Annotated in this window: 23 protein-coding genes; 18 read left to right on the top strand and 5 right to left on the bottom strand. The window is 71.9% G+C overall.

Features of this window, described 5'->3' with window-relative positions; translation table 11 throughout:
- The first annotated feature begins 60 nt into the window (after window positions 1-60).
- The 12 genes from FXF51_RS16670 to FXF51_RS62600 all read left to right on the top strand — a co-directional run bounded on the left by FXF51_RS16670 (window position 61) and on the right by FXF51_RS62600 (window position 16,084).
- Window positions 61-708 carry an MFS transporter gene (locus FXF51_RS16670; RefSeq protein WP_262379573.1) on the top strand — a complete coding sequence of 216 codons (648 nt, stop codon included), beginning with the start codon at window positions 61-63 and terminating at the stop codon, window positions 706-708.
- A gap of 99 nt (window positions 709-807) precedes the next feature.
- Complete coding sequence (locus tag FXF51_RS16675; protein ID WP_148435371.1) at window positions 808-1,236, top strand: Fur family transcriptional regulator; 429 nt, start codon at window positions 808-810, stop codon at window positions 1,234-1,236.
- 23 nt (window positions 1,237-1,259) lie between these two features.
- On the top strand, window positions 1,260-3,536 hold the full coding sequence (katG, locus tag FXF51_RS16680; RefSeq protein ID WP_148435372.1) for a catalase/peroxidase HPI: 2,277 nt from the start codon (window positions 1,260-1,262) through the stop codon (window positions 3,534-3,536).
- Window positions 3,537-3,808: 272 nt separating this feature from the next.
- A complete protein-coding gene (locus FXF51_RS16685) occupies window positions 3,809-4,804 on the top strand; it encodes a LacI family DNA-binding transcriptional regulator (RefSeq protein WP_148435373.1) in 996 nt (331 codons plus the stop codon).
- 210 nt (window positions 4,805-5,014) lie between these two features.
- A complete protein-coding gene (locus FXF51_RS16690) occupies window positions 5,015-6,298 on the top strand; it encodes a hypothetical protein (protein ID WP_148435374.1) in 1,284 nt (427 codons plus the stop codon).
- A 26-nt stretch (window positions 6,299-6,324) separates the two neighbouring features.
- Window positions 6,325-7,572: an extracellular solute-binding protein gene (locus tag FXF51_RS16695; RefSeq protein WP_148435375.1), complete on the top strand. Its 1,248-nt coding sequence runs from the start codon at window positions 6,325-6,327 to the stop codon at window positions 7,570-7,572.
- Window positions 7,573-7,610: 38 nt separating this feature from the next.
- A complete protein-coding gene (locus FXF51_RS16700; protein WP_222871315.1) occupies window positions 7,611-8,672 on the top strand; it encodes a carbohydrate ABC transporter permease in 1,062 nt (353 codons plus the stop codon).
- Window positions 8,662-9,507, top strand: coding sequence for a carbohydrate ABC transporter permease (locus tag FXF51_RS16705; protein ID WP_262379588.1), 846 nt, complete (start codon window positions 8,662-8,664; stop codon window positions 9,505-9,507). Before FXF51_RS16700 ends, FXF51_RS16705 begins: the two co-directional genes overlap by 11 nt.
- The gene (locus FXF51_RS16710) at window positions 9,504-11,258 is read left to right on the top strand and encodes an alpha-galactosidase (protein ID WP_148435377.1); all 1,755 of its coding nucleotides are present in this window, start codon (window positions 9,504-9,506) and stop codon (window positions 11,256-11,258) included. Before FXF51_RS16705 ends, FXF51_RS16710 begins: the two co-directional genes overlap by 4 nt.
- A gap of 108 nt (window positions 11,259-11,366) precedes the next feature.
- Window positions 11,367-13,115, top strand: coding sequence for a right-handed parallel beta-helix repeat-containing protein (locus FXF51_RS16715; RefSeq protein ID WP_148435378.1), 1,749 nt, complete (start codon window positions 11,367-11,369; stop codon window positions 13,113-13,115).
- A gap of 249 nt (window positions 13,116-13,364) precedes the next feature.
- Window positions 13,365-14,456, top strand: a complete 1,092-nt coding sequence (locus tag FXF51_RS16720; RefSeq protein WP_222871316.1) for a DUF917 domain-containing protein — start codon at window positions 13,365-13,367, stop codon at window positions 14,454-14,456.
- 17 nt (window positions 14,457-14,473) lie between these two features.
- Window positions 14,474-16,084: a helix-turn-helix domain-containing protein gene (locus FXF51_RS62600; protein WP_148435379.1), complete on the top strand. Its 1,611-nt coding sequence runs from the start codon at window positions 14,474-14,476 to the stop codon at window positions 16,082-16,084.
- Here FXF51_RS62600 and FXF51_RS16730 read toward each other — a convergent pair.
- From FXF51_RS16730 to FXF51_RS16740, 3 genes are read right to left on the bottom strand one after another with little or no spacing between them, the layout of a single operon-like run.
- A complete protein-coding gene (locus FXF51_RS16730; RefSeq protein WP_148435380.1) occupies window positions 16,081-17,175 on the bottom strand; it encodes a LacI family DNA-binding transcriptional regulator in 1,095 nt (364 codons plus the stop codon). The genes FXF51_RS62600 and FXF51_RS16730 overlap by 4 nt on opposite strands.
- 32 nt (window positions 17,176-17,207) lie before the next feature.
- The gene (locus FXF51_RS16735) at window positions 17,208-18,065 is read right to left on the bottom strand and encodes a PfkB family carbohydrate kinase (RefSeq protein WP_148435381.1); all 858 of its coding nucleotides are present in this window, start codon (window positions 18,063-18,065) and stop codon (window positions 17,208-17,210) included.
- 4 nt (window positions 18,066-18,069) lie between these two features.
- Entirely contained in the window at window positions 18,070-19,071 is a 1,002-nt protein-coding gene (locus FXF51_RS16740; RefSeq protein WP_148435382.1) for an SIS domain-containing protein, read from the bottom strand.
- Between the two features lie 236 nt (window positions 19,072-19,307).
- Here FXF51_RS16740 and FXF51_RS16745 point away from each other — a divergent pair, with 236 nt between their 5' ends.
- From FXF51_RS16745 to FXF51_RS16760, 4 genes are read left to right on the top strand one after another with little or no spacing between them, the layout of a single operon-like run.
- On the top strand, window positions 19,308-20,624 hold the full coding sequence (locus FXF51_RS16745; RefSeq protein ID WP_148435383.1) for an ABC transporter substrate-binding protein: 1,317 nt from the start codon (window positions 19,308-19,310) through the stop codon (window positions 20,622-20,624).
- Window positions 20,625-20,626: 2 nt separating this feature from the next.
- Window positions 20,627-21,514, top strand: coding sequence for a carbohydrate ABC transporter permease (locus FXF51_RS16750; protein WP_148435384.1), 888 nt, complete (start codon window positions 20,627-20,629; stop codon window positions 21,512-21,514).
- A complete protein-coding gene (locus FXF51_RS16755; RefSeq protein ID WP_262379574.1) occupies window positions 21,511-22,344 on the top strand; it encodes a carbohydrate ABC transporter permease in 834 nt (277 codons plus the stop codon). The genes FXF51_RS16750 and FXF51_RS16755 overlap by 4 nt, the downstream gene beginning before the upstream one ends.
- Complete coding sequence (locus FXF51_RS16760) at window positions 22,341-23,165, top strand: sugar phosphate isomerase/epimerase family protein (RefSeq protein ID WP_148435386.1); 825 nt, start codon at window positions 22,341-22,343, stop codon at window positions 23,163-23,165. Before FXF51_RS16755 ends, FXF51_RS16760 begins: the two co-directional genes overlap by 4 nt.
- 167 nt (window positions 23,166-23,332) lie before the next feature.
- Here the strand turns inward: FXF51_RS16760 and FXF51_RS16765 are convergent, their stop codons facing one another.
- Window positions 23,333-24,193 carry an acyl-CoA thioester hydrolase/BAAT C-terminal domain-containing protein gene (locus tag FXF51_RS16765; protein ID WP_148435387.1) on the bottom strand — a complete coding sequence of 287 codons (861 nt, stop codon included), beginning with the start codon at window positions 24,191-24,193 and terminating at the stop codon, window positions 23,333-23,335.
- A gap of 181 nt (window positions 24,194-24,374) precedes the next feature.
- Between FXF51_RS16765 and FXF51_RS16770 the strand changes: the two genes are divergently transcribed.
- Window positions 24,375-25,106, top strand: coding sequence for a dienelactone hydrolase family protein (locus tag FXF51_RS16770; RefSeq protein ID WP_148435493.1), 732 nt, complete (start codon window positions 24,375-24,377; stop codon window positions 25,104-25,106).
- On the opposite strand, the gene FXF51_RS16775 is transcribed toward FXF51_RS16770, so the two are convergent.
- Complete coding sequence (locus FXF51_RS16775) at window positions 25,087-25,452, bottom strand: VOC family protein (protein ID WP_148435388.1); 366 nt, start codon at window positions 25,450-25,452, stop codon at window positions 25,087-25,089. The two genes, FXF51_RS16770 and FXF51_RS16775, sit on opposite strands and share 20 nt — an antisense overlap.
- A gap of 89 nt (window positions 25,453-25,541) precedes the next feature.
- On the opposite strand from FXF51_RS16775, the gene FXF51_RS16780 reads away from it, so the two are divergent.
- Complete coding sequence (locus FXF51_RS16780) at window positions 25,542-26,546, top strand: helix-turn-helix transcriptional regulator (RefSeq protein WP_148435389.1); 1,005 nt, start codon at window positions 25,542-25,544, stop codon at window positions 26,544-26,546.
- The last annotated feature ends 23 nt before the right edge of the window (window positions 26,547-26,569 follow it).

Genomic DNA, 26,569 nt, shown 5'->3' on the forward strand with positions numbered 1-26,569 from the left:
GGTGCTACTGTTCCCCCATCTTAACGGAACCAAAGACCCGTTTACAGAGGAAGCGCCGCCATGACCACTACCGCCCCCTTGCCGCCACCTGCCCTTTCCGACCACCTGACCGGCCGGTTGAAAGTCACCCTCGCGGTGCTCCTGGTCGCCCAGTTCATGCTGGCCGTCGACTTCTCGATCCTCAACGTGGCCCTGCCCGCCATCGGCGACGACCTCGGCTTCACGCTGGCCGGCCTGCAGTGGGTCGCCACCGCCTTCGCCCTGTTCGCGGCCGGTTTCACCCTCTTGTTCGGCCGCGTCGGCGACCTGATCGGCCGCAAGCGCATCTTCCTCGGCAGCCTGGCGCTGCTCGGCGTGGCCTCGCTCGTCGGCGGCCTGGCTCCGACCCCGGAGTTGCTCATCGCGGCCCGCGTCGCCCAGGGCCTCGCGACGGCCGCCGCCACGCCCGCCGGGCTGGCCCTGCTCACCACGTCCTTCCCCGAAGGGCCGCTGCGGCGCAAGGCGCTGGGGCTCAACGGCGCCCTCATGTCCGCCGGGTTCACCGCCGGAGCCGTCCTCGGCAGCAGATCGGCATCACGATGGGGACGCCGATCATGTCCGCGATCGCCGCCGCGGCCACGGGAGGGGTGGTCTCCGCGGGGGCGATCCTGCACGGGGTCACCGTCGCCATCGCGGCCAACACCGTCCTTGTCCTGGTGGGGGTGCTGATCGCCGCGATCTTCCTGCGGGGACGGCGAGTCGGGTAGCCCGCGACACCTCCGCGTCTCAAACTTGAACTACTCCAGATTGTGGCTGTATGTTGGCACCATGGCGTCTGACCTCGAGGCGCAGTTGCGATCGGTCTCGTTACGAGTGACCCGGCCGCGGCTGGCCGTGCTCGCCGCGCTGCGCGACCACGCGCACATCGACACCGACACGGTGATCGCCCTGGTACGAGCGGAGCTCCCCAGGGTCTCCCACCAGGCGGTGTACGACGTGCTGCGCGCGCTGACCAGCGCGGGCCTGGTGCGGCGCATCGAGCCCGCCGGCGCGACCGCCCGTTACGAGTCCCGAGTAGGAGACAACCACCACCATGTCGTGTGCCGTTCCTGCGGTGCGATCGCGGACGTCGACTGCACCGTCGGCCACGCCCCTTGTCTCACCCCCTCGGACGACCAGGGCTTCCTGGTCGACGAGGCGGAGGTGGTCTTCTGGGGCACCTGCCCCGACTGCGCGAACAGACGCGGTGCCCAATGAATTGGCAGTTCGGAAGGAAATAAATGAGCGACACCCAGGACAACGCCCCCTCGAGCGCGCAGGGCGTGGATCAGAAGGCGGCGGCCGGCTGCCCGGTCGCGCATGACTCCGTGACCGCGCACGGCAGCGAGAGCGAGAACCCCGCCATCGACTCGCCGGAGCCCAGGCGGAGCGGCCGTCCCCGGACGAACCGGGACTGGTGGCCCAACCAGCTCGACCTCTCGGTGCTGCGTGCGCACTCGTCCAAGAGCAACCCCCTGGCGGAGGGCTTCAGCTACGCCAAGGAGTTCGAGAAGCTCGACGTCGAGGCGCTCAAGCAGGACATCGCCGAGGTGCTCACCACCTCGCAGGACTGGTGGCCGGCCGACTTCGGCCACTACGGCGGCCTGATGATCCGCATGAGCTGGCACGCCGCGGGCACCTACCGCATCCACGACGGGCGTGGCGGCGCCGGTGACGGCGGGCAGCGCTTCGCGCCGCTCAACAGCTGGCCCGACAACGCCAACCTCGACAAGGCCCGCCGGCTGCTGTGGCCGGTCAAGCAGAAGTACGGGCAGCAGATCTCGTGGGCCGACCTGCTCGTGCTCGCGGGCAACGTCGCCCTGGAGTCGATGGGCTTCAAGACCTTCGGCTTCGGCTTCGGCCGCGAGGACGTCTGGGAGCCCGAGGAGATCTTCTGGGGCCCCGAGGACGCCTGGCTCGGCGACGAGCGCTACGTCTCGGAGTCGGCGATGGTGCCGGACGTCGGCGCGACGGAGATGGGCCTCATCTACGTCAACCCGGAGGGCCCCCGCGGCAACGCGGACCCGGCCGCCGCGGCGCACTTCATCCGTGAGACGTTCGGCCGGATGGCGATGAACGACGAGGAGACCGTCGCCCTCATCGCCGGCGGCCACACGTTCGGCAAGACCCACGGCGCCGGCACCGCCGACGACCACGTGGGCCCCGAGCCCGAGGCCGCGCCGCTGGAGGCGCAGGGCCTGGGTTGGCTGAGCAGCCACGGCAGCGGCAAGGCCGGCGACACGATCACCAGCGGTCTCGAGGTGACGTGGACCGACGTGCCGACGCAGTGGAGCAACCGCTTCTTCGAGATCCTCTTCGGCTACGAGTGGGAGCTCACCACGAGCCCCGGCGGCGCCAAGCAGTGGGTCGCCAAGGACGCCGAGCCGATCATCCCGGACGCCCACGACCCGTCGAAGAAGCACCTGCCGACGATGCTCACGACCGACCTGTCGCTGCGCGTCGACCCGATCTACCGGGAGATCTCCCTCCGGTTCCGCGACAACCCCGACGAGTTCGCGCTGGCCTTCGCCAAGGCCTGGTACAAGCTGCTGCACCGCGACATGGGCCCGGTCAGCCGCTTCCTCGGCCCGTGGGTGGCCGAGCCCCAGCTCTGGCAGGACCCGGTGCCGGCCGTCGACCACGAGCTGGTGAGCGAGGCCGACGTCGCCGCGCTGAAGGCGCGCGTGCTGGACTCCGGGCTGAGCGTCGCCCAGCTCGTCTCCACCGCGTGGGCCTCGGCCGCGAGCTTCCGCTCCACCGACAAGCGCGGCGGCGCCAACGGCGCCCGCATCCGGCTGGAGCCGCAGCGGAGCTGGGAGGTCAACCAGCCCGAGCAGCTCTCCACGGTCCTGGACGCCCTGGAGGGCATCCAGCGGGAGTTCAACGAGGCCGGCGGCGCGAAGATCTCGCTCGCCGACCTGATCGTGCTGGCCGGCTCCGCTGCCGTGGAGAAGGCGGCGGCCGACGCCGGCGTGAAGGTGACGGTGCCGTTCCACCCGGGCCGCACCGACGCCACCCAGGAGCAGACCGACGTCGAGTCGTTCAAGGTCCTGGAGCCGCGCGCCGACGGGTTCCGCAACTACCTGCGCCCCGGCGAGAAGACGCAGCCCGAGGTGCTGCTGATCGACCGCGCGTACATGCTGAACCTGACCCCGCCGGAGATGACCGTCCTGCTCGGCGGCCTGCGCTCCCTCGGGGCCAACGCCGGCGGCAGCGCGCACGGCGTGCTCACCGACCGGCCCGGCGTGCTCTCCAACGACTTCTTCGCCAACCTGCTCTCCCCGGGCACCCGGTGGAAGGCGTCGCAGTCCGAGGAGCACGTGTACGAGATCCGCGACCTGGCCACCGACCAGGTGAAGTGGACCGCCACCGCGGTCGACCTGATCTTCGGCTCCAACTCCCAGCTGCGTGCCCTCGCCGAGGTCTACGCCAGCCGGGACGCCGCTGAGAAGTTCGTCGGCGACTTCGTGGCGGCCTGGACCAAGGTCATGGACCTCGACCGGTTCGACCTCGCCTGATCCGTCCGCAAGAAACGCCGAGCCCGGCCGAGCCTCGCGCCCGGCCGGGCTCGCGCGCGTCCGGGTTCGGGCGCGTCCGGGTTCGGGCGCGTCCGGGTTCGGGCGCGTGGGCGGGCGCGTTGACGCCGGGTATGCGGCTCGTATAGCCGGTGCCGTCATCCTGACCAGATGACACGCAGGACGAGGGGCCGCGGCCACCGACGGCCCGCATTTCTGTCTTCCTCTGGTCGTATAGTGAGATCACGCGCGGTCCGGGATGATCAAAGGGAGCCATGGCCAAGGTCGGAATCAGCGATGTCGCCGCCCGTGCCGGGGTCAGCGAAGCGACCGTCAGCCGCGTGCTCAACCGGAGGGGTGTGGTCGCCGCCACCACGCGGCGGGCCGTGGAGGACGCCCTGCGCGAGCTGGGATACGACCGGGGCGGCCAGAGCCAGCTCGTCATCGTCCTGACTCCCGGCCTGGCGCAGCCGTTCTTCGGGCGGCTCTGCGAGCTGATCGAGTCCGCGCTCGCTCCGCAGGGGTTCAAGGCCGTCGTGTGCTCCACGACGGTGGGCGGCCTCCAGGAGATCGACTTCATCACCTCGATGATGGACGTCGGCATCGCCGGAGCGGTCTTCGCCTCGGCCAGCAACACGCTGGACGGCGCCGATCCGGGCCCGTACCGGCTGCTGCAGGAGCGGCAGATCCCGTTCGTCTCGATGAACGGGGCGATCGAGGGCATCTCCGCGCCCAGTTTCTCCACCAACGACAAGGTGGCCGCGGCGCTGGCCGTCGAGCACCTGTGGGGTCTCGGCCACCGGCAGATCGGCATGATCGTCGGCCCGGTGGGCAACCGGCCGAGCGAGCGGCGGCTGGAAGGCTTCGTCGAGTCGATGACCGCGCTGGGCGTGGCCGATCCGCACCGCCACGTCGTGCGCCAGGTGTACAGCGTCGAGGGCGGCATGTCCGCGGCGGAGACCCTGCTCGACCAGGGGGTGAGCGCCATCGTCGCGGCGAGCGACTACATGGCGCTGGGCGCGATCCGCACGGCGGGCAGGCGCGGCCTGTCGGTGCCCGGCGACGTCTCGGTGGTCGGCTACGACGACCACCAGCTCATGGGGTTCGTGGAGCCGCCGCTGACGACGGTCCGCCAGCCGATCGAGCGCATCTCGCAGGCCATCTCGGCGACGATGGTGCATCTGGTGAACCGGCGGCCGGTGCCGTCGGGTGAGCTGATGTTCGACCCGGAGCTGATCGTCCGGCGTTCGACGGCCGCTCCGCGCGCCTGACGTCCTGCTGACGTATTTCTGCAAGGACACGACACAACCGTTTCCTGCTCTTAAGCATGTCCGCGCGCTTCTGCGGTGCAAGTTTATTGACGTGCCATTGACGGGTTTGAAGCAGCTATGTAACACTCGCTCCTCATGACGAACAAGTCGCCATCTGCGGCTTCTCCCGGTCAGCAGCATCCAGCCACGCACGTTCATCTCGATTCGAGCATGACGGATCTTGTCGATTCTTTCATCTGGGCGTCAAAGCGCTCGCTGGAGTGTGTCCAGACCGGGCGGGACGCCGCCTTCCTGCCCAGCTACTGGGCGGCGATGACGGACCGGCCGATGTTCTACTCCAGGGACCTCGCTCACCAGCTGCTCGGCGCCCACCTCCTCGGGCTGGACGCCGAGAACCTGGCGATGCTGCGGCACTTCGCCGCCTCGGCGACCGAGGAGCGCGGCTGGTACCCGCTGTGGGCGTTCGCGTTCGACGGCACCCCCGCCGCGATCGACTACCGCTCCGACGACGACTTCGTCCGCGAGGTCCCCGCACCGTTCGAGCTGGTGGAGAAGGCGGTCGAGCAGTACCGCTGGACGGGCGACGAGCGGTTCCTGCTCGATCCGGCGATCGCCCGGTTCCTGCGCACCACGATGACCTCGTTCGTCGAGCTGCACGACCCGCTCGGGACGGGCGTCGCCGGCGAGCGCGGCACCGGCGACATCTTCGCCGGCACGGCCACCTACAACGAGGTGGAACGGCCGCCGTACCTGCGGGTCGCCGCCGACGGGATCGCCAGCCAGTGGGCGGCGCACCAGGCGCTCGGCTCGGCGGGCCCGCTCGACGAGAGCTTCGCCACCTGGAACCGGGCACGAGCCACCGAGCTGGAGGAGCACTTCTCCGGCTCCTGGTGGTCGCGCGGCGACCGCCACTACACGGCGGGCTTCACCGCCGACGGCCCGGTGCCCGGGTTCCGGCTGGAGAGCACCTGGTTCCCCGCGGTGAAGGGCATCATGCGCGCCGACGAGCGCGCCGCCGCGCACCTCGACTTCCTGCGATCCGGGGTGGAGACCGCGCCGCCGGCCAACATCGAGGCCGTCACCTACCTGCCCGAGGCGTTCCTGCGGTACGGCCGCGACGAGGAGGCGCTGCGGTGGATCCGCTTCCTGGCCGCCTCCCGCGCCGACTACCCGGAGGTGCCCTTCACGCACGTCGCCCACGTGGCGGCCGGGCTCACCGGGCTGGAGCCCGGCGCGGCGCGCGGCACCGTCCGCACCCGGTCGCACCTGCCCGCCGGCGAGTGGATCGAGGTTCGGAACGTTCCCGTCGGCGGGTCACTCGTCGGCGTCAGGCACGACGGCCGGGAGGCCACGGAGTTCGAGGTGACCGGAGGGCCGGGCGTGACCTGGACCGCCACCTGGGACAACGGGCAGGTCCTGTCGATCGAAGTGCCGACAGGCAGCCGGATACGGGCCGGCGCCGACGGCCGCGTCGTCCGGCTCCCCGCCCGTTGACAGATCACCAGCGAAGGAGACCCCCCTTGCAGGCAAAGGCACTCACCGCCGTCACCGTCGCCTCGTTCCTCGCGCTCGCGGCGTGCGGCGGCGACCCGGACCCGGCCACCGGCTCCGGGACCGTCACGATCACGTACGCCTTCTGGGGCAACAACGACGAGGCCGCCACCATCAAGTCGATGATCGCGGCGTTCGAGAAGGCGAACCCGTCGGTCAAGGTCGAGGCCAACTGGATCCAGAGCGACTACGAGCAGAAGCTGCAGACCTCGATCGCCGGCGGGGACGCCCCGACCGTCGCCCAGATCTCCAACACCGCGCTGCCGAGCTTCGCCAACGCGTTCGCCCCGGTCAAGGTGGATCCGGGCGTCTACTACTCGGCGGCCGTGGGGAAGGCCGGCAACGTCGGCGGCACCGACTACGCGGTCCCCTTCGTCGCCAAGAGCAAGGTGATGGCGATCAACAAGGCGGCCTTCGAGTCGGCCGGCCTCGCCGTCCCGTCCGGGTCGGACCCGATGACGACCGCGGACTTCGTGGCGGCGGCCAGGAAGCTGACGTCCGGGTCGGGCGCGGAGAAGGTCTACGGCTCGGCGCCGCTGTGGTACGACGGCTGGCTGGCCGCGGAGGGCGGCTCGTACTACAGCGCGGACGGCCGGACCTGCACCATGGGCAACGCGGACGGCGTCAGGGCCGCTCAGGTGGTGGTCGGCTCCACGAAGCCGGACGGGTTCGCGCCGAGCCCGGCCGACGCGCAGGGCCAGGACATGTTCCAGTGGTTCGCGGACGGCAAGGTCGCGATGCTGCCCGACTTCGGGCCGTGGAACATCGCCAAGATCGCCGCCCTGGACACCTCGAAGTTCCTCATCGTGCCGATGCCGGGCAAGGGCGAGCCGATGGAGGTCGACAGCCTCGGCATCGCCAAGTCGGCGCCGGAGGCCGAGGTCACCGCGGCGAAGACGTTCACCACGTTCATGAGCACCAGCCCCGACGCGCAGAAGCTGCTCGCCTCGACGACGTCCGCGCTCGGCGTGCCGGTCATCCAGAGCTCGCTGGACGCCTTCACCTCGATCGCGCCGCAGGTGAACCTGCGGGCCTTCACCGATGCCGTCACCAACGCCGTCACCACGGCCTATGTGAAGGACAAGGTCAAGATCGAGAGCGCCTTCTCCACGGATCTGAACTCGCGCACCGCGATCGGCTCGGGCGAGGAGGACCCGGCGGTCGTGCTGCCGGAGCTGCAAGCGCAGTGCCAGCAGATGCTCGACGCGACCAAGTAGGCGGCGGAGGCCGCCCGCGGGCGGCAGGGGGAGGCGACATGGGAGACATCGTGCGGAGCCTGGAGGGCCTGCTCGAACGGTTGCACGTCTACGAGGGGCTGAGACCCGTCCTGTCCTTGGTGATCATGCTGGCCGCCGTGTTCGCCGTCGCCTCCGCCATGCTGTGGGGGGCGGCGCGGGCACGCTGGATCTCGCGGAACACGGCCGCGTTCTGGCTCTTCGTCTCGCCGTGGATCGTCGGGTTCCTGCTGTTCACGGGCGGGCCGATGGCCTACTCCCTGTTCCTGTCGTTCACCGACTGGAACCTCATCGACCCGCCGTCGTTCGTGGGGATCGACAACTACGCGGAGGCGTTCTCTGACCCGGACCTCGGGCAGTCGATCAAGGTCACGCTCACGTACGCCGCCGTCAGCGTGCCGTTGCAGACGGTGCTGTCGCTGGCGGTGGCGCTGCTGATGAACGTGAAGGTACGTGGGATCCACGCGTTCCGCACGATCTGGTACCTGCCGTCGCTGGTCACCGGGGTGGCGCAGGCGGTGCTGTTCATCTGGGTGTTCAACCCGAGCTACGGCCTGGCCAACGGGCTGCTGCGGCTGTTCGGCGTGCAGGGCCCGCGGTGGCTGTTCGACGCGGACTGGGCCCTGCCGACGGTGATCATCATGAGTCTGTGGACGGTCGGCGGAAATATGATCATTTATCTGGCCGGTCTCCAGGACATCGCCAAGGAGCTCTACGAGGCGGCGCAGATCGACGGCGCGGGCCGCTGGCGCAGGCTGTGGAACATCACGCTCCCGCAGATCAGCCCCGTGATCTTCTTCAACGTGGTCACCGGGCTCATCTACGCCATGCAGACCTTCACCCAGGGTTACGTGGTCACCCACAACGGCGGCGGCCCGTCCGACTCGCTGCTGTTCTACGTCCTCTACCTCTACAACAACGCGTTCTCCTTCTTCCGGATGGGCTACGCGTCCGCCCTGGCCTGGATCTTCTTCATCATGATCATGGTGCTCACCGCGCTGATCTTCCGCGGCAGCGCCTTCTGGGTCTACTACGAATCGCAACGACCGAAGGAGCGAAGGCAGCGTGTCCATGCCGGTTGAGGGGAGAAGGGCCGGCGGGCCGCTCGGCACCCGGATCCTCGCGCTCGCCCTGCTCGTGATCGGATCGGCCGGATTCGTCTACCCGTTCCTGTGGATGATCGCGACCGCGCTCCGCACGCCGGAGGGGGTGTCGCACGCGGGAGCCGCGCTCTGGCCCGTCCAGTGGCAGTGGTCGAACTTCGCGGGCGGCCTTGAGTCGTTCCCCTTCTGGACCTACCTCCGCAACTCGCTGCTGAGCACGCTCGTGCCGGTCGTCGCGGTGGTCTTCTCCTCATCGCTGGTCGGCTTCGCGTTCGCGCGGATCCGCGCCCGGGGATCCAGCCCGCTGTTCGCGATCGTGCTGTCGACGCTCCTGCTGCCGCAGGAGGTCACCATCGTGCCGCAGTTCATCCTGTTCAAGAACCTCGACATGATCGACACGCTGTGGCCGATCATCGTGCCCACCTTCTTCGGGTCCGCGTTCTTCATCTTCCTCTACCGGCAGTTCTACCTGCGGCTGCCGGAGGCGCTGACGGACGCCGCCCTCATCGACGGGGCGGGCTGGTTCCGCATCTGGTTCTCGATCTACCTGCCGCTGTCCCGTCCGATCATCATCGCCACCGCGGTGCTGCAGTTCATGTCGTACTGGAACAACTTCTTCCAGGCCGCCATCTACCTGACGACGGACCGGTGGAAGACCCTGCCCCTGGCGCTGGCGGGCTTCCAGTCCGTCAACGGGACGGACACGCCACTCCTGATGGCCACCGCCCTGGTGGTCACCGCGCCCTGCGTGCTGCTGTTCTTCATCGCCCAGCGGCACATCATCGGCGGAATCTCATTCACGGGGAGCAAATGACCGACGTCGCATCTCTCACCTTCTGGCTGCCCGGCAGGTCGCAGGCGCCGCCCGAGACACCCGTCGTCCTGGACGGCTCACCTCCCGGGCTCCGGCTCCAGGCGACCCGCCCGGCGGCGGCCCGGGTGCGCGAGCTGGGCGAGGGCGTGTTCGAGGTGCTGTTCCGTACGGACGGCGAACCCCTCGGCCTGACCGTCGCCATCCCCGCCACCGACACCGTCGCCTGGTGGCGGCCCGGCAGCGCCGTGCGGGACGCCGCCATCCCGCCGTCGTGGGCGGAGCCCGACGACGTGACCGCCCTGCGCGGGCTCCCGCTCGGCGCGCTGCTCGCGCCCCGCGACGCCACCCGCCTGGTCTACGCGCTCGACTCCGGCACGAGCCCGACCACGGTGCGGGCGGGCCTGGTGGAGGAGACCGCCGACTTCGCCATCATGGTGCACGTCGACGACGCTCCCGGCGAGGTGCGGCTGCTGCTGGACGCCTCCGGCCGCCCGTTCCCCGAGGCCGTGACCGGCGCCGGGCACTGGCTGCAGGGCGAGCACGGCCACCGCGCCGTCGCCGGCGCCGAGGACGCCGTCCTGTGCACCTGGTACTTCGCGCACCAGCACGTCACCGCCGGCGCAGTGCTCGCGCAGGCCGACCGGGCCGCGGAGCTGGGCTTCGGCACGCTGATCGTGGACGACGGCTGGCAGACGACCACGCACGGCCGCGGATACGGGTCGTGCGGCGACTGGGAGATCGCCCAGGAGAAGTTCCCCGACGCCGCCGGGCTCGTCGAGGCGCTGCGCGAGCGGGGCCTGCGCACCGTGTGGTGGATCGGCACGCCCTTCCTCGGCCACCGCGCCGACGCCGCGGGCCTCGGCCTCCCGACGCTGCGCGACAAACCCTCCCTGGACGCGCGGGTGCTCGACCCGCGCGACCCGGCCGCCCGCGCCCACCTGGCCGGAAGGCTGGAGGACATCATGGCGCGGACGGCGGCGGACGGGCTGAAGCTCGACTTCCTGGAGGAGTTCGAGGACAGGAACGCCCCCGGGTCCGTGGCCGCCGCGGCCGGCGCGATGGCCGAGATCGTCGAACGGCTGCGCGCTCTCGGCGCCGACCCGCTCATCGAGTTCCGCGAACCCTACACGCATCCGGCCGTCGCCCGGTTCGCGTCTATGATCCGCGTCGGCGACTGCCCGCTGAACGGGACGCAGAACCGCATCGGCATCCTCGACCTCCGCCTCGCGCGGCCGGGCACCCCGATCCACAGCGACCCGATCATGTGGGCGCCGGACGACGGCGCGCAGCGGGTGGCCCACCACCTGATCAACGCGCTGCTGGGCGTGCCGCAGGTCTCGATGGACCTGACGCGGCTCACCGGCGAGCAGGCCGACGCGCTGGCGTTCTGGCTCGGCTTCTGGCGGGAGAACCGGGACCTGCTGCTGCACGGCAGGCTGACGCCCACACGGCCTGACCTGCTGTATCCCGTGGTCCGCGCCTGCTTCGGCGGGCGGCACCTGGTCGCCAGGTACGCGCCGCACGCGATCGCGATCCCGGCCGGCGACTGGACGGAGCTGCTGGTCGCCAACGCCGACGACAGCTCGCCGATCCTGCTGAACGAGGGCGGCGACGTGCACGTGCGCCTGGAGACGTGGGACGCCCGGGGGCGGCGCGAGCTCGACACGGAGCTCGTCCTGGGCGAGGGGCCGCATGTGGTGGCGGTGCCGTCCGGCGGGCTCGCCCGGCTGCGGCGGACCGGCGGGAGCTGAGCCATGCGGGCGGCAGGCCGTGACGCTGCTCGACGTGACGCTGCTCGACGTGACGCTGCTCGACGTGACGCCGCTCGACGTGACGCCGCTCGACGTGACGCCGCTGACGTGACGTTGATTGACGTGACCGGCTTCGGCGCCGCGCCTGGCGTGCGGGCGGACGCGGCGCCCGCCGTCGCGGCGGCCCTGCGCGCCGCGACGGCCCAGCCGGGGCCGGTGGAGCTGCGCTTCCCGCCCGGCGACTACCACCTCTGGCCGGACGGCGCGCGACGCCGCGAGCTGTACGTCTCCAACACCGTGGGAGACGACCCGCGCCACCGCGACAAGACGATCGCCTTGCTCGTCGAGGCGGCCGACGACCTCGTGATCTCCGGCCAGGGCGCCCGCCTGATCCTGCACGGGCTCCAGACGACCTTCGCCGTGCTCGACTCCCGGAGGGTCCGGATCGAGGGCCTCGCCTTCGACTTCGCCGTGCCGACCGTCGTGGACGCCACCGTCGTGGCCGCCGGGGTCGCGGCCGGGCGGGCGTTCCGGGTGATCAGCGTCCCGGAGGCGACGCTCTTCCGCACCGAAGGCCGCTCCGTGCTCTGGCACGGCGAGCCGCTCGGCGCGGGCGCGTACGCCTGGCAGGGGCGCGACGCGCTGGAGTACACGCAGGTCCACGACCCGGCGCGCGGCCGGACCCGCCGCGCGCCCAACCCGCTCTTCGACCGGGTCCGCGGCGTCGAGACGGTGGGACGGCGCGAGATCCGCATCGAGTACGACCACGGTGAGACGCCCGCCGGCCTCGGCCTCGTCTACCAGATGCGGCTGACGACCCGGGACCATCCGGGCGCGCTCGTGCTCGACAGCGCCGAGGTGACGCTGTCGGGGCTGCGGTTCGGGTTCCTGCACGGCTTCGGCGTCGTGGCGCAGGCCAGCCGGGACGTCACCGTCGAGTCGTGCGAGTTCCGCGCGCCGCCGGGCACCGGCCGGCACAGCGCGGGGTTCGCCGACTTCGTGCAGTTCTCCGGCTGCTCGGGGCGGGCCGTGGTCCGCGACTGCCTCTTCGACGGGCCGCACGACGACCCGGTCAACGTGCACGGCACCTACCTGCGCGTGTCCGGCCGGCCGGGGCCGCGCACGCTGGAGCTGGAGTACGCGCACCCGGAGACCGCGGGCATGCCCCAGTTCTCCCCCGGCGACCGGATCGAGATCGTCGACCGCGAGACGCTGAGCCCCATCGCCACGGCGGCGGTGGAGCGGGTGCGCCAGCCCAGCGGCCGCGACCACGACGCCCCGCTCAGGACCATCGTCCTGACGGTCGCCGCCGCGCTCCCCGGCGGGCTGGCAGGGCGGGCCGCGGTGGAGAACGTCACCAGGACGCCCGCCGTGCACATCGCCCGCAACGTCTTCCGCAACGTGCCGACGCGCGGCGTGCTCGTCAGCACCCGCCGGCCGGTGCTCATCGAGGAGAACCGGTTCGAACGCACCGGGATGGCGGCGGTCTACGTCTCGTGCGACGCGGCCGAATGGTGGGAGTCGGGGCCGGTGCGCGACCTGACCGTGCGGGGCAACGAGATCGTCGAGCCGGGCGGGCCCGGGGTGTTCGTCGATCCCCGCAACAGCAGGTCCGAGCCCGGCCGTCCCATTCACCGGGGTGTCGTCGTCGAGGCGAACCGGTTCGTGCTGGACGGCGTGCCCGCGCTCGACGCCAAGGACACCGGCGGCCTGCGCTTCCGTGGCAACGAGGTCGTCCGCGCGGGCGTACCGGGCTGGGACGTCGTGCTGCGCTCATGCCCGGACGCGGAGATCGAGGCCGCCGGGGAGCCGCTGAGAGTCACGGCCACCGGTCCGCACCGTGAGAATCGCTCATAGGCGGACGCTCCGCCACGCGAACACGGAGGAATCGGTGCACAACCTGTTACGGCGGCGAGCACGGCAGCATCCCGGGCGAATGGCTGCACCTGGCCCTGGTCCACGACGGGACGCGGCTCCGGATGCTCGCCAACGGCATCTGGGAGATGCTCTCCGTGCCGGTCGAGGGCGCGGCCGACAGCGGCCCCGGCCCGCTCGTGATCGGCGCGCCATGACGGTCACTCCACGGCGTACGGCAAGCTGAGGGACATGCTGCGCATCGAGCTGCCGGACGTGGACGCCCTGGAGCGGGGCGTCGCCGTGCTCGGCTCCGGGGGCGGCGGCGACAGCCGGACCGCCGCCACGCTGCTGCGGCGGCGGCTGGCCGACGGCCTCGACGTCGCCGTCCGCCCGCTCGGCGCGCTGCCGCCCGACACGCGGGTCGTACCGGTGGGCGTCGTCGGCGCGACCGCCGTCTTCGCCGAGAAACTGCCCGGCGGCCAGGAGGTCGCCGCGGCGGTCGAGGCCATCCAGCGGTGGACGGGCGAGCGCGCCGACGCGCTGGTCTCCATCGAGATCGGCGGGCTGAACGGCGTCCTGCCGCTGGTCGCCGCCTGCGACCTCGGCCTGTCCGCGGTGGACGCCGACCTGGCGGGGCGCGGCCTGCCGCGGCTGGACCAGCTCTCCCTCGCCGCCGCCGGCCGCCCGCTCACCCCTGCCGCGCTGGCCGAGCCGAGCGGGCAGGTGCTCGTCCAGGGCACCGGCTCGCCCGCCGACCTGGAGCGCACCGCCCGCACCTTCCTGCCCGCCGCCGGTGGGTGGGCGGCGCTCGCCCTCGCGCCCGTCCCCGCGCGCGTCCTGGCCGCCTGTTGCGTCACCGGCTCCGTGTCGGACGCGGTGCGGCTGGGGCGGCGCATCCTCGGCCTCGGCGAATCGCCCGACCCGTCCCGGCTCGCGTCCGCCACCGGAGGGCGGGTGCTGTCCGTGGGGCGGGTGGTCGAGGTCACCCGGCGGCCCGGCCCGGAGCTGCACGGGCGGCCGGGGTTCGCGCGGGGCAGCGTCACGCTGGCCGGGCACGGGTCGGGTGAGTTGCTGCGGGTGGAGATGGAGAACGAGTACCTGCTCGCGCTGCGGGACGGGCTCGTGGTGGCGTCCACGCCGGATGTGATCGCGGTGCTGGATCGGCGGACGGGGGTGCCGATCGCGGGTGACACGGTGCGGGTGGGGATGGAGGTCATGGTGCTGCAGGTGGCGATCTCGGGGTTCTGGACCGACCCGGACAGGATCGGGGTGCTGGCGCCGCGTGCTTACGGGCTGGACTGCGAGCCGGTGCTGCTGGAGCGGGGCCGGGGGCGTGAGTGACTCGTGGAGGTGGGCCGATGATCAGCGTGCGCAGGCTGCTGGCGCTGCCCGAGTGGAGTGGCGGGGTGCGGGTGCTCGCCGGGGCCGCCGGGCTCGACGCGCCCGTGCGCGTGGTGCGGCCCGTCGCCGATCCCGGGGCGGTGCATGACGTCGCCGCCGATGAGCTGATCATCGTCGCGGGCTCGCCGCCGTCCGCCGGCTGGCGCGTGGACGCGCTCCTGCGACGGGTGGTGGACGCGGGCGGCGCCGGGGTCGTCATACCGGCGGGCGCGGCGGGGGCGGGCGCGGGCGCGGGCGCGGGCACGTCGAAGGCGAGCGCGGCGGGGGCGGGCGCGGGCACGTCAAAGGCGGGCGCGAGTGAGGTGTCGCGGGCGACGTTGCTGCTGGCCGACCGCCTGGGCCTGCCGCTGCTCGGCTCCACCGGCGCCGACCCCCTGGACCTGGTGGTGGCCGCCCGTCTCCTGCTGGCCGAGCCGGAGATCGACCGCGCCCGCCTCGTCCTGGCCGCCCACCGCACCTTCGACGACCGCACCTCCCCACCGGAAGACGTCGTGCACAGGCTCGGAGACCTCCTCGAAGTCCCGGTGGCGCTGCTGGACGACCGGGGCCGGCCCCTGGCCGGGGAGATCTCGGAGCCCGCCGCCGTCCGCGTGGACGAGTTCGTGGCGCAGCGCGTCCCGCTGCCCGACGGCGAGCTGCTGGCTCACCCCGTGCTGCTGCCGCACCCGGCACGCCCGGCGCTCTGGCTGGTGGCCGAGTTGCGGGGAACGGCGGCGGCGCGGGCCGGGATCGTGCCGCCCGCGCTGGCCGTGGCGAGCGCGGCCGTGCAGCGCTGGTTGCTGGCGCACCGCGTGGAGCTGGAGCGCGACGCCCGAGCCCGTACCGCGCTGCTGGGCGACCTGCTGCGGCTGGACGGCGAGCCTTCCGCGCAGCTCCGCAGGCGGGTGGCCGACGCGGGCTGGCAGCTCGGCGGCTGGCACGTCGGCCTGCGCATCGGCGCGGTGCCCACGCTCGACCTGGTGCCCTGGACGGCGGAGATCTCGCGCGTGCTGCGTGCGGAGGGGGTCGAGGCGGTGGTGGTGGAGCACGACGAGGGCTGGACGGGCTGGACCACGTTCGGGCAGGAGCCGACGCCCGCGCGGGTGCGGGCGCTGGCGGCGCGGCTGCGCGCCGCGCACAGGAAGCTGCGCGGCTCGATCGCCGACCACATGGGGGTCGGCCGGCCGCATCCGTGGCCGGAGGGGCTGGCAGGGACGGTGGCGGAGGCGACGGACGCGGCGAGGCTGGCCGCGACCCGGCCGGAGGCGGGGTTCTTCTTGCAGGTGGACCAGCTCGGCATGGCGCAGCTCCTGCTGGAGTGGACCCGTACCGACACGTTCGAGCCGGCGGCCCGCGCGCTGCTCGCGCCGCTGCGCGACCAGCCCGGCGATCTGGTCCGCACGCTGTCCACCTACCTGGACGCCGAGTCGTCGATCGCGGAGACGGCGGCCGTGCTCGGGGTGCACCGCAACACGGTGGCGGCCCGGATCGACCGGATCGAGCGGCTGCTGGGCGTGGATCTCGGGCATCGGGACGAGCGCCTGGCCCTGCACCTGGCCTGCCGCACGCTCACCCTCCCCGGCCGCTAGCCCGGAGGGCGGGGCGGGGCGACCGAGGAGCGCTGGATCAGGCGGGAGCGCAGCGTGTGCATCTCGCGGGCGGGCTCGCCCCCGCCCAGGATGTCGAGCAGCACCTGCGCCGCCTTGGCCCCCAGCTCGTGCACGGGTTGCGCGATCATCGTCAGCGGCGGCTCCATCACCGCCGCCCAGGCGCTGTCGTCGAACCCGATCAGCGCGACGTCCTCCGGATAGGCCAGCCCCGCCGCCCGCAGTGCCCGCAGCGAGCCGGTCATGCCGTCGGTCTCGGAGCAGAACACGGCGGTGACCCGGTCGGGCAGCGCGAGCATCCGGCCGACCTCGGTGACGACGCGTTCCTCGGTCTTCGGCCCGACCATGACGAGCCGCGGGTCGAACGGGATGTGCGCGTCGTCGAGGGCGTCGAGGTAGCCGCGCAGCCGTTCGCCGTCGGTCCACAGGTTGCGGGAGGCGGCGGTCAGCAGCTCGCGCCTGGTGGCGGGGGCCTGGGCCACCGGCGGACCCCAGACGAAGCCGATGCGCCGGTGCCCGGCGGCGATGAGCACCTCCACCGCCTCGCGGGCGGCGTCGCGGTTGTCGATGACGACGGAGTCGAGGTCGAGCGCGGCGACGGCGCGGTCGACGAGCACGACGGGGATGCCGCGGTCGATGGCGGCCTTGAGGTGGGCGACCTGGTCGCGGCCGAGCGCGGCGGAGGCGACGATGACGCCGTCCACGCGCTTGTCGATGAGCACGTTGGTGGCCGCCACCTCCTCTCGCAGGTCCTCGTACGTGCTCAGCACGATCACGTCGAACCCCCGGGCCCGCGAGGTGTCGGAGACGCCCCGCAGCAGCCCGGCGAAGAACGGGTTGCCGATGTCGGCCACGATGACGCCGAGGGTGTGGCTGACCCCGGTGGACATGCTGCGGGCCAGCGCGTTGGCGCGGTAGCCGAGTTTCTCGGCCGCGGCGAGCACGCGGGCGCGCAGCTCGGGGCTGACGTATCCGTAGCCGCCGAGGGTGCGCGCGGCGGTGGCCCTGCCCACGCCGGCCTCCGCCGCCACCTCGGAGATCGTCGGCCCCGCCTGGCCGCGGTCAGTGGGCATGGGTCCCGTCCCTGGTCACTGAATCATGCTAACTACGCGCGGGTACGGCCGTGCCCGAAGGCGCCTTCGACGTAGCACTGGGCGTGCGCGGCCTCGGCGCCCTGGTGCAGGGCCCGTTCGATGGCGGCGGGCGGCGCCGGGCGGCCGGTGGCCCAGCCGTCGCGCAGCAGCGAGACGGCGAAGCCGGCGAGGAAGGCGTCTCCGCAGCCCATGGTGTCCACGATGTCCTCGGCGAGCCAGGCCGGGGCGGACACGGTGACGTTCCCGTCGCAGGCGAGGGCGCCTGCCACGCCGCGGGTGCCGAGCGCGAGCCCGGCCCCCCGGCGTACGGCGTCGGAGAGCAGGGCGGCGGTGGCGTCCTCGTCGAGGTGGGAGCAGGACAGGAGCACCAGGTCGGCGTGCGGGCAGATCCGGTCGAGGTAGGCCGGGTCGCGGTACTCCTCCTCGCTGGACAGGTCGTAGCTGACCAGCGGGCCGAGCCCGGCCAGCTTGGGCAGCTCGGGCTCGCTGCGCGAGTAGACGCTGGAGTGCACCAGGTCGAAGCCGCGCACGTAGCCGAGCAGGTCCTCGTCGAGCTCCAGCGGCTGACGGACGGTGACGCCGCCGCCGTTCCAGCCGAGGAAGACGCGTTCGCCGTCGTCCACGCGCAGGCGGGAGACGCCGCTCTCGCCCGCGCGCACGACGCACCGGTCGACGGCCACGCCTTCGGCGGCGATCGCGTCGCGCAGGAACGCGCCGGGCCCGTCGTCGCCGAAGACGCCGAGGTAGGCGGACTCGGCGCCGAGCCTGCGGGCGTAGACGGCGACGTTGACGCTGTTCCCGCCGGGGTAGTCGATGCCCCGGTCGACGAACCGGTCGACGATGTTGTCGCCGAAGCCGAGCACTCTCATCGGTTCAGTAGTCCATGACCCGGTAGTAGCGGCGCAGGTCGAGGGAGTGGTCGCGGACCCGCTCCAGGTGCTTGCTGACGCGGCTCATGACGGTGTCGAGGACGAGCGGCGCGAGCAGGCCGCGGAACTCGGGGCTGATGCCGGTGAGCGGATAGTCGCGGGTGTCGAAGACGGTGACGTCCTTGGAGACGCGCCTGGCGAAGGCCTCGGCGCGGTCGGTCAGGGCGCGCGTCTCGTCCTCGCCCTGGAAGACGATGACGCTGGTGTCCTCCTCCAGCAGCTCCAGCGAGCCGTGGAAGAACTCGGCGCTGTGCACGCGGGTGGTGCGCAGCCACTGCATCTCTTCGAGGATGCACATGGAGTAGAGGTAGGTGAAGCCCCAGAGGTTGCCGCCGCCGATGAGGAAGTAGTAGTCGCTGTCCTTGTGGGCGTCGGCGAACGCGGCGGCCACCGGCTCGGCCTGCCTGGCCACCTCGACGAGGATCCCGGGGATCCCGGCCAGCTCGCCGGCGAGCTTTCCGTAGCCGTCGAACTCGCCGCGGCGCTCCAGCAGCCTGCCCATGAACAGCAGGAGCTGGAAGTCGAACGGCCAGGTCTTGGGCTGGGAGACGAGCGCCGCGTCCACCTTCGCGGCCACGGGCGAGCCGGGGTGGCCGGTGAAGGAGATCGTGTACGCACCCTTGGACTTGCAGTATTCGATGGCCCGCACGCTGTCGTCGGTGGTGCCCGAGACGGAGGTGAACAGCGCCACCGTGCGCTCGCCGAGCCGGGCGTCACCGGAGGCGATCAGCTCGGCGGCGATGACGGCGCGCACGTCGAGCGCGGAGGTGCGCCGGGCGAGGTGCTCGTACGGCCACATCTGCGCGTACGTGCCGCCGGCGCCGACCAGCAGCAGGGTGTCGAAGCCCTCGTCCACGAGCCGGTCGACCAGCTCCTCGATCTGAGGGCGCAGGGCCACCGCGCTCGCCACCTGGGAGAGAAATTCCGGCTCGTCGAATCCGAGCATCGTCGCATCCTTTCGCAGAACCCGGCGCCCGCCTGATCGGGACCTGATACCGGTATCACGCGACGGTCACGTTGGCACAGCGCACCGTTCGGCGTCAACCACCTGGCCTATCTACCTGCGGATATCTAGGTCACACCGAGTTAACGAATGAAAGATCTTGGTGAACGGGTCTGGTACCGGTATCAGACGAGCTGTAGGGTCGGCCAACACCACGCACCGGTGGAGAAAGGAAGCCCATGCGCCCTCGCGCCCTGCCGACCTTCGCGGCACTCCTCGGGACACTCACACTGGCCGCCTGCGGAAGCGGCGGAACCACCACCCAGGCGCCCAAGGCCGACGCCGCCGCCACACCGGAGTTCTCCGGCACGCTGAGCATCCTCACCAAGTTCGCCGGCGACCCCACGGGCCCCTACTTCGAGAACCTCGCCGCCGCCTACACCAAGCAGCATCCGCAGGTGAAGTTCGAGCTCATCCAGGAGACCGACCAGAGCGTCAAGGACAAGCTCAAGACGCTCACCGCCTCCGACGCGCTGCCCGACATCTACTTCACCTGGACGGGCAACTGGGCCGACAACTACATCCGCGGCGGCCGGGCCGCCGACCTCACCGCCGTGATCGGCCCCGGCACCGCGTGGGGCAGGACGTTCAGCCCCGGCTCGCTGGCCGCCTTCGCCCGCGACGGCAAGAACTACGGGATTCCGCTGTACGGCAACGGCAAGTTCATGGGCTACAGCAAGAGCGCCTTCGACAAGGCGGGCGTCGCGGTGCCCAAGACGTTCGAGGAACTCATCGCCGCCTGCGGGCCGCTGCGCGAGGCCGGGTACGAACCCATCGCGTTCGGCAACAAGGACGGCTGGCCGGCCCTGCACTACCTGCAGCAGCTCTTCGCCTACAACGTGCCGGACGCCACGCTGAGCGCCGACTTCGACCCGGCCACCGCCAAGCTCGCCGACCCCGGCTACGTCACCGCGCTCACTCAGTTCAAGACGCTGGTCGACCAGTGCACCGACACCCGCGAGGGCACCAACGGCGTGCTCTACAGCTCCGCCCAGGAGGCGTTCTCGGGGGGCAAGGCCGCCATGTACTACCAGGAGATCCTCGAGTTCGACAACGCGACGTCGGACAAGGTCAAGCCGGACGACTTCGGCATCTTCCAGCTCCCCGTCCCGGCGAACGCGCCGGGCGACGGCACCGTGCTGGAGGGCTCGCCGGAGGGTTACCTGATCAACGCCAAGTCGCCGAGGGTCGCGCTCGCGGTGGACTTCATGAAGTTCGCCACCAGCCTGGAGAACGCCAAGACGTTGTCGGCGCCGCCGTACGGGCAGCCCAGCACCGTCGTCGGCGCGGTCACCGAGGAGACCTCCAGCAAGCCGGTCCACGAGGGCGTGCAGCTCGTCAACAAGGCGCCCAAGCTGGCGATCTGGCTCGACACCGTCACCGTCCCCGAGGTGGCCGACGCGTGGCTGGCCGGCGGCGAGGCCCTGATCAGCGGCGGGAAGACGGCCGAGCAGGTGCTCGAAAGCGTGCGCCAGGCCTCCGAGTCGACCAAGTAGCCGTGCGCGCCACCCTGCGAAGGACGCTCGGGCTCGCGTGGGTCGTCCCCGCCCTCGTGCTGGTCGGAGTGTTCGTCTACCTCCCCCTCGTGCAGAACCTGCAGTTCAGCACGTTGAAGTGGGACATCTACAGCGGCAGCCAGGAGTACGTCGGCCTGGAGAACTACGCCAAGCTGGTCGACGACCCGGTCTTCTGGTCGTCGCTGGGCAACAACGTGCTCTACGCGGTGATCTCCATCGTCTTCCAGGTGTTCGGCGCGCTCCTGCTCGCCGCGCTCATCGAGGGCGTGCGGAGCGAGCGGTGGCAACGCGCGCTGCGGGCGATCTACTTCATCCCGTCGGCGATCTCGCTGACCGTCGCGGGCCTGCTGTTCTACTTCATCTACGAGCCGAACCTCGGCCCGCTCAACCACGCGCTCAGGGCCGCCGGGCTCGGCGACCTCGCCCAGGCGTGGCTGGGGCAGGAGAGCACGGCCATGTCGTCGATCATCGCGATGAGCCAGTGGCAGGGCTTCGGCTACTCGACGCTGCTGTTCGCGGTGGCGATCCAGCGCATCCCCGCCGAGATCTACGGCGCCGCCGCCATCGACGGCGTCGGCGCGGTGGGCCGCTTCTTCCGGATCACGGTGCCGCTGGTGCGGGAGATGACCGGGCTGATGGCGATCGTCACGCTCTCGGGCGCGTTCCAGGTGTTCAACGAGGTCATGGTGATGACGGCGGGCGGCCCCGACAACTCGACGCAGGTGCTGGGCACCTGGCTGTACCGCAGCGGCTTCGTGCGCAACAACTTCGGGTACGCCGCCGCGATCGCGACCGTCCTGTTCGTGATCACGCTCGGCGTGGCGGTGGCGCAGCTCTGGGTCACCCGCAGGAGAAGGGTGGAGTGGTGAGGCGCCTGAGCTTCCTCGGGGTGATCGCCCGCGTGTTCATGTGGGCGTTCCTGCTGGCCCTGGCCGTGGTCGTGCTCTACCCGCTGCTGTGGATGACGCTCAACGGGTTCAAGACCAACGCCGAGCTGTTCGGCGACCCGTTCGCGCTGCCGCTCGACTGGAGCTTCGGCAACTACGCCAAGGCGTGGAACCGCGGCGTCAGCGACTACCTGACCACCAGCGTGCTCGTCACGCTCACCTCGACCGTCGCCACCGTGTTCATCAGCGCGTGGGCCGCCTACGGGCTCACGCGCGTGGACATCCCGCTGAACAGGACCCTCACGGCGGCCATCCTGGGCGGGCTGATGCTCGCGCCGACCGTCGCGCTGGTGCCGCTGGTGAAGCTGTTCCAGGCGATGGGCCTGTACAACACGTTCTGGGCGCTGCTCGTCCTCTACACCGCCTTCCGCATCCCGTTCACCACGTTCCTCATCCGCGCGTACATGATCGACCTGCCGCGCGAGGTGGACGAGGCCGCCGAGATGGACGGCGCGGGCCGGTGGACGGCGTTCTGGCGGGTCATCCTGCCGATGTGCAAGCCGATCCTCACCTCGACGGTGCTGCTGCACATCCTGTTCACCTGGAACGAGTACCTCTTCGCCATGATCTTCACCAGCGGCTCCGGCGTGCAGACGCTGCCGGTCGGGCTGACGAGCCTGATGAGCAAGCACGGCACCGACTACCCGGTGGTGTTCGCCGGGATGGTGATCGCCGCCCTGCCGGTGGTGCTGCTGTTCTTCCTCGGCCAGCGCTACATCGTCAAGGGCCTCGCGGACGGGATTGGGAAATGATGGAGCTTGCCCGCTTCACCGGATCGAACTTCGCCTACCAGCACCTGCCGTTCGGCCGCTTCCTCGACGACATGGCCGCGCTCGGCCGGGAGCGGCTGGAGTTGTGGGGCATCGCGCCGCAGCTCCACGTGCCCGAGCTGAGCGACGCCGGCGCGCGCGCCGTCCGCCGCCGCGCCGCCTCGCGCGGCCTGAGCGTCGCCTGCCTCACGCCCGAGCAGGTGATGTACCCGGTCAACCTGGCCTCCCCCGACACGGCGCTGCGGGCGCGCAGCGTCGCGATGTTCCGGCGCGCCGCCGAGCTCTGCGCCGAGCTGGAGGCGGAGCTGCTGCTGCTCACGCCGGGACGCGGGTTCGAGGACGAGCCGGTGGCAGCCGCCTGGCGCCGCTCCGCCGACGCGATCGGCGAGATCACCTCGTACGCGGCGGCGCTCGGCGTGACGTGCGTGCTGGAGGCGCTGCAACGCGTCGAGTCCAACCTGGTCAACGACTCGCGGACGCTGGCCGGGATGATCGGCGAGATCGGCGCGCCGAACCTGGGCGCCGTCCTCGACACCGTGGCCATGGCCGTGGCAGGGGAGAGCGTGGACGACTACTTCGACGCCCTCGGCGACCGCGTCCGGCACGTGCACCTCATCGACGGCCGGCCCGCCGGGCACCTGGCGTGGGGCGACGGCGAGCTGCCGCTGGCCGGGTACCTGGAGGCGCTGGAGCGGCGGGGGTATCGCGGGCTGATGACGTTCGAGCTGTTCGGGGACGGCACGTACGCCATGGCGCCGCGCGCCGCCGTGGAGCGCTGCCTGGCGGCGGTCAGCCGGCGATGAAGGTGCGGCCTCCTCGCGGTCGAGCTGGTCGTCGTGGGCCCGCCACACGGGCCCCATGCCACCGCGCCCGAGCAGGCTCAGCCACCGGTACCGGCCCGCCGGCCGCTGCGGGACGTCCTGACTCGCCGGTTCCACCGGCGTCACCCCTCACAGCTCGACCGCTGGGATCATCTCTTAGGGGCGGCATCCCGGTGCAGCAGACCGAGGATGTGCGGCCAGGCGGCCTGGCCCAGCCTCGCGTCCGCGGCCTCGTCACCGCCGTGACGGAACCGCGGCGAGGCCGGAGCGGGCCCCTCCCCCGGCAGGCGGAGACGATGCCCGGCCTCCCCACCGCTGATCAGGCGGACCTGGCGGCCGGCGGCGCGGCGGCGGGCGGCGAGCCGCTCGGCGAACGGCAGGGACGGCCACATCGCGTCGCCCCCTCCCGCCACCAGCAGCAGCTCGGCCCTGGCCGCCTCTACGGGGATCGCGGCATCGGCCATCAGGCCCGCGAACGTGCGTTCGCTGCGCTCGTACCAGCCGCGAATCGCGACAGGCCCGCCGGTCGGCTCGGCGGCGGCCCAGTCGTCGTACGGGACGAAGGGCAGCGGCTGCCCCTTCCACGTCCAGGACGACCGGTACGGACGCTCCCGCCCGTCCCGTCCTGGGCCGACGTTGCCCCAGACCACCGACGTGGGCGACATGGCGACGACGGCGTCCACCCGGGGGTCTCGGACGGCGGTGAGCAGCGCGGCCTCCGCCCCCTTGGAGGCGCCCAGCAGGCAGATGCGCCGCACGCCGGCGGCTTCGAGCAGATCGACGGCGGACACGAAGGTCTCCAGCGGGACCTCGCAGATGCCCGGCGGCTGCCCCGGGCCGCCGAACCACCGGATCGCCAGCGCGGTCACCCCCTGCCCGGCGAGGAGACGGGCCCGCTCGCGATCGACGCGCCCGCTCGACCCCGCCAGGACGAGCACGCCCGTGCGGGTGCCGGGGCCCGCGTCGATCAGGACGCCCTCCCACGGCTCCGTCAGCTCCCGCTCCTCCATGCGCCTCCTCGCCTCCCGGCCCCGCACTCTATCGAGCGCCGGTCGTGATACCGTCTGCGTCGCCGTGCAACACCGCGAACCGGGGAGGTGAGACCGATCAACGCTGTCACAGGTCGGGGCTCCCTCACTCGCATGGCCTAGGGAGCGCCCGCAACAGGCAATCCCGAAAGGCTTGAACGCTGTGCGCTTCACCTCCACGACGTCGCTCGACGGCGTCACAGAACGTCTGTTCACCCTCGGCGACATCCCCGGCGTGCTGTGGACGCCGGACGACGCCGCAGGCCCGCGTCCCCTGATCCTGATGGGGCACGGCGGCGGCCGGCACAAGCAGGCCCCGGACATCGTCGCCCACGCCCGCCGCTTCGCCGCCGAAGGCGGGTTCGCCGTGGTGGCGGTCGACGCGCCGCACCATGGCGAGCGGCCGAAGGGCGAGGAGTTCGGCCGCGTCCTGGCCGGGCTGCGGGCCGGCATGGTCGCGGGCGGCGACAACGGTGGCCCGCTCGCCGCCATGCACGAGTTCCTGTCCGAACAGTCCGTCCCGGAGTGGCGGGCGGTGCTGGACGCCGTCCAGGACCTGGACTTCGTCGGCGCGGGGCCGGTGGGCTACTGGGGCATGTCGATGGGGTGCGGGCTCGGCGTCCCGTTCGTCGCGGCGGAGCCCCGGGTCCGCGCGGCGGTGCTGGGCCTGCTCGGCGTGCACGGCCTCGCCGAGGCCGCCGCGCGGATCACCGTTCCGGTGCGGTTCCTGCTGCAGTGGGACGACGACCTGGTGCCCAGGGAGCAGGGGCTGGCGCTGTTCGACGCGCTGGCCACGGCCGGCAAGACGCTGCACGCCAACCCCGGCAAGCACGGGGAGGTGCCCGCGTTCGAGACGGACAGCTCGCTGCGGTTCCTCATGCGGCACCTCGGGTGAAGAAGTTGACGAGGTTGCCGTCCGGGTCGCGGAACAGCAGCGAACGGTTGCCCCACGGCATCGTGGCGGGCTCCTGGACGACGTCCGTGAGGTGGCCGGTCAGGCTCTCGTAGACGCGGTCCACGTCGTCCACGAGGAACTCGACGATCACGCGGTGGCCGCCGGCGGGTTCCGTGGCGAGCAGCGGGACGGTGCGGGTGCCGGCGATCGCCAGCGTGGCGGCCGGCGTCCTGATCTCGGCGAAGTCCTCCGTCGCCCAGGCCGCCCTGACGCCGGTGGCCTTCTCGTAGAACTCGACGAGGCGTGCGACGTCGCCGGTGATGACGCGGATCGAGACGAAGTCCATGGTTGTTCTCCTTCGGTCGTGCTGACGCGTCGCACGTTACGGCCGATTGTGGACAGAATCGGTCCACAATCGGCCGTAGGCTCGTGCACATGTCCCGACCCACCGGCCGCGTGCTCACCCTCCTGGAGCTGCTGCAGTCGGGCGGCACCCGGACCATGGCCGAGCTCGCCGACCGGCTCGGCGTCGACGGCCGCACCGTCCGGCGGTACGTCGGCCACCTGATCGACCTCGGCGTGCCCGTCGAGTCGGTGCGGGGCCGTTACGGCGGGTACCACCTCGCGCGCGGGTACCGCCTGCCTCCGCTCATGCTCGACGACGACGAGGCGCTCGCCGTCCTGCTCGGCCTGGTCGCGGGGCGGCGCGCCGGGGACACCGCGAGCGAGACGGCGGCGGCCAAGATCCGGCGGGTGCTGCCGGACCGGCTCGCCCGCCGGCTCGACGCGCTGCTGGAGTCCCTGGCCTTCACCGGGCCTTCCACCGGGTCTTCCACCGGGCCTTTTACTGGGCCGCTCGGGGCGCGTGCCGCTCCCGACGCCGAGGTCCTGCTCACGCTCGCCGACGCGGTACGGCACCGCCGCCCCGTCTCCTTCCGGTACGCCGATCGCCACGGCCGGGGCAGCGACCGCACGCTGCACCCGTACGGGATCGTCGGCCATTCGGGGCGCTGGTACGTCCACGGCGAGGACGCGCGGGCGGGTGAGAGCCGCACGTTCCGGCTCGACCGGATCGCGGACGCCAGGGCGCTGCCCGGCTCCTTCGCCGTGCCCGCCGGGGCGGATCCCGTGGAGCGGGTCCTGACGGGATTCGCCACGGCGTCCTACCGGCACGAGGTGGTCCTGCGGATCCGCGCCACTGTCGAGCAGCTCCGCGCCCGGCTGCCCGCCGGTGTGGCGCAGATCGAGGCGGTGCCGGGTCCCGAGGGTGAAGGCTGGTTGCGGGTCCTGTTGCGGGTCGAACGGCTCGACTGGCTGCCCGGGGTGCTCGCCTCGCTCGACCGGCCGTTCGTGATCGAGCGTCCGGACGAGCTGCGCGACCTCGTCCTCGCACTCGCCGGCCGCCTCGCGTCACACGCCCAAGCCGACACCGACGCCTGACCACGCTCCCCCAAGCCCAGCCG

Origin of the sequence: Nonomuraea sp. PA05, from assembly GCF_008086045.1 — a bacterium.
Taxonomy (GTDB): domain Bacteria; phylum Actinomycetota; class Actinomycetes; order Streptosporangiales; family Streptosporangiaceae; genus Nonomuraea; species Nonomuraea monospora.